The following is a 2,445-nucleotide window of genomic DNA, read 5'->3' on the forward strand; positions in this document are numbered from 1 at the left end:
GGAGGGGGCACGGTTGTCGAGGGCCGCCGTTCCTGGGGCCGCCGTGCCGAAGGCCGCCGTTCCCGGGGCGTGCCGTGCGGAGAACAGCCGTAGTCCCCTGGACCCGCAGCGGGGGAAGCCGCCGCCGGGTGCCGGTGGTGGCGTTCACCCCCGGCCGTCGTCCGCCGCCAGGAACGGCTCCAGCACCGCCAGCAGCGCCTCCGGGCGGTCCAGCGGGATGATGTGACCGCAGTCCGGGATCACATGGCCGGTCAACCGGTCGGCGTACGGCCGCAGTTGCCGTTCCAGCGACCGGCCCACCGGGTGGGCGCCGACGGTGAGGGCCGGCACGGTGAGACGGGCCCCGGACACCGCCTCCCGGATCTGCCGGGCGCTCTCGGGCAGCGCCCGGTAGGGGCCGAACGCCGAGCGCAGCGCCTCGCCGCCGGTGTAGGCGCGGACGAACCCGGCGCGCGCGTCCGGCCGTACGCCCCGGCCCAGCGTGCCACGCTCGAGGAACCAGTCGACGTACGTCTCCTCGTGCCCCGCGAGCACCGACTCGGCCAGTCCCGGTGCCGCGTGGAACCCGAACCACCACGGCGGCCCCGCCGCGAGGAACTCCTCGGCGCCCGGCAGATCGCCCAGCAGGGACTCCATCAGCACCAGCCGCCGCACCAGGCCGGGCCGCCGCATGGCCAGCAGGAACGCCGGCGGGGTGCCGAGGTCGATGCCGACCACGGCGGCCGGTCCCGCGTCGAGCGCCTCCAGCAGGCCCGCGGCGTCGGCGGCCAGGGTCCCGGCGTCGTAGCCGTCCGCCGGCCGGTCGCTGTGGCCGAAGCCGCGCAGGTCCGGTGCGATCACCCGGTGCCGGCGGGCCAGCGGGCCGATGACCTCGCTCCACAGCCGCCAGGTGTGCGGGAAGCCGTGCAGCAGCAGTACGGCCGGACCCGTGCCGGCCGTGGCGACGTTGAGTCCGGTCCCGTCGACGGTGACCCGGCGCAGCCGCACACCGGGCAGGGAGGTGACAGTCATGGGCGATCCCTTGGAGCCGCTCGAGTAACGAAGGGTGACAAGGGAACGCTAGGTAACTAGGGTCGGGGGCAACAGACCGCACTTTCCCGTCAGTTGGTGAGCTTCAGGTGACCTCCCAGGCCAAGGACGCACCCGCCGCGCGCGGTGACCTGTTCGACCCCGCGTGCCCGACCCGCCGGCTGCTCGACCGGATCGGCACGAAATGGACGTCGATGGCGGTGAAGGTGCTGGCCGAGGCCGCGCCGGGAGAAGTGCGCTTCGCCGAACTGCTGCGCCGGATGCCGGGCGTCTCGCAGAAGATGCTCTCGGCGACCCTGCGGAGCCTGGTCCGCGACGGCCTGGCCGAACGCCGGGTGGAGCCCTCCGTACCGCCCGCCGTGCACTACCGGCTCACCCCGCTCGGCCTGTCGCTCGACACCGTGCTCGCCGTCGTACGGGACTGGGCCGAGGAGCACATGGCCGAGGTCGACCGGGCCAACTCGCTGAACGACCGGCCGGAGACACCCGCCGGACGGCCGGCGGGATGAAGCGGGCCGCGACGCTCCGGTCCGCCCGGTGTGATCTCCCTCCTTGCGGCCCCCGCACCGCCCTGTGAGCCTCCCCTCGAACGATTCTCCGAAGAACTGTCCCGCGAAGAACTGTTATCGGCACCGCGCCGGACGGTCTCCCAGGTGACGCACAGCATCGTTCGGCGCCGAGGACAGGGAAGCTTTGATGAGGACACAGCACACGGTGGACACGGCGGCACTGGTCGACGCCGCCCGAGCGGGAGACCCGGCGGCCCAGGACGCCCTGGTCGGCTCGTACCTCCCGCTCGTGTACAACATCGTGGGGCGGGCCCTGAACGGTTCGGTCGACGTGGACGACGTGGTCCAGGAGACCATGCTCCGGGCCCTCGGCTCGCTCGGCGACCTGCGCTCCCCGGAGAACTTCCGCTCCTGGCTCGTGGCCATCGCGATGAACCGGGTCCGCGCGCACTGGCGGGACCGCCAACTCGCCCCGGGCACCGTGGAGGAGGCCACCGGCGTCGCCGACCCGGGCGCCGACTTCGTGGACCTGACCATCGTCCGGCTCCAGTTGTCCGGCCAGCGCCAGGAGACCGCGCGCGCCACCCGCTGGCTGGAGCCGGAGGACCGCGAGGTGCTCTCGCTGTGGTGGCTGGAGTGCGCCGGCGAGCTGACCCGGGCCGAGGTCGCCACGGCCCTCGGAGTGTCACCGCAGCACACGGCGGTCCGGGTGCAGCGGATGAAGGCGCGCCTGGAGTCGGCCCGCGTGGTGGTACGGGCGCTCGACGCCCGCCCCGCCTGCCCGGAACTGGGCGGTGTGCTGGCCTCCTGGGACGGCCTGCCCTCCGCCCTCTGGCGCAAGCGGATAGCCCGGCACGCCCGCGAGTGCGCGCGCTGCGGCGGCCTGTGGAACCCGCAAGGAGTTCGA

Annotated in this window: 3 protein-coding genes; 2 read left to right on the plus strand and 1 reads right to left on the minus strand. The window is 73.9% G+C overall.

Annotated elements, in window-relative coordinates:
- Positions 1-144: 144 nt before the first annotated feature.
- Entirely contained in the window at positions 145-1,011 is an 867-nt protein-coding gene (locus H5J33_RS31105; protein ID WP_181798102.1) for an alpha/beta fold hydrolase, read from the minus strand.
- A gap of 107 nt (positions 1,012-1,118) precedes the next feature.
- Here H5J33_RS31105 and H5J33_RS31110 point away from each other — a divergent pair, with 107 nt between their 5' ends.
- Positions 1,119-1,538 (plus strand): helix-turn-helix domain-containing protein, encoded by a 420-nt coding sequence (locus H5J33_RS31110; protein WP_181798103.1) that lies wholly within the window; start codon positions 1,119-1,121, stop codon positions 1,536-1,538.
- 187 nt (positions 1,539-1,725) lie between these two features.
- A partial coding sequence (locus H5J33_RS31115) for an RNA polymerase sigma factor (protein WP_181798104.1) occupies positions 1,726-2,445 on the plus strand: 720 nt, incomplete at its 3' end.

This window comes from Streptomyces sp. WELS2, from assembly GCF_013870595.1.
Taxonomy (GTDB): Bacteria; Actinomycetota; Actinomycetes; order Streptomycetales; family Streptomycetaceae; genus Streptomyces.